The following is an 839-nucleotide window of genomic DNA, read 5'->3' as shown; positions in this document are numbered from 1 at the left end:
GGGATGGTGAATTGAGGCTGACACTGGATGTGTTTAGAGATTTGGGAATTGCGCTGGCGATGTCACTGCTTGCTATCTACTTTCTCTTAGTTGCTTACTATCAATCCTTTAGTTTGCCATTGCTTGTCATGGTATCTATTCCATTAGGTTTGATTGGTGTATTTCCGGGCCATTGGTTGCTCGATCAAGACTTTACCGCACCATCAATGATTGGTGTTATTGCTCTTGCGGGCGTTGCTGTTAGGAATTCTTTGCTGATCGTTGATTTTATCAGGGAGAGAATAGCCGAAGGCATGTCGCCAGAAGAGGCTATCTCAGATGCGGGCGCATTAAGAATTATTCCCATAACCTTAACCACCTTGGCCATTGTCTTTGGAACACTGGTAATCATCCCTGATCCCGTGATGGGAGGACTGGCTGTCTCCTTGATTTTTGGATCCATCAGCTCGGCGATTTTAACCGTGCTTGTTGTGCCGCTATTGTATGGGCGAAAAAACAAATACTGAATATAGTATGGCCCGATTTTTTCAATGAGCTGGAATTGAAAAATAATTATGTAGAGAGTTGATTATGAATAATCGACTTAAAAGTGCAGTGGCGCTAGATTTTGTTTGCGCTCAGCAATTGAAGTCTTATTTCTCTTAAAATAGCTAATGCGATAATAGGAAGTTTCTGGATAGTTTTGTGTCTGCTCTTCTCACATTCCCGATGTAACTGATCAGGTCAATATTGGCCTGAATATCCAAACTTTATTGTCGATGCCGAGAGTCCGACTTGCGGACATTTAGGCCTTAGTGAGCTCGTTAGTTTAAGTACAGCCTATATTCTAAGCTGTAAGG

The 839-nt window shown here is 42.3% G+C and carries 1 protein-coding gene; it reads left to right on the top strand.

Annotation, left to right across the window (positions count from 1 at the left end):
• On the top strand, positions 1-506 hold a 506-nt coding region (locus A3756_RS21955), incomplete at its 5' end, for an efflux RND transporter permease subunit (RefSeq protein WP_231875608.1).
• Positions 507-839 lie beyond the last annotated feature (333 nt).

This window comes from Oleiphilus sp. HI0086 (assembly GCF_001635225.1).
The sequence above is the reverse complement of the archived record's forward strand: the minus strand, read 5'-3'. Positions and strand labels throughout refer to the sequence as shown.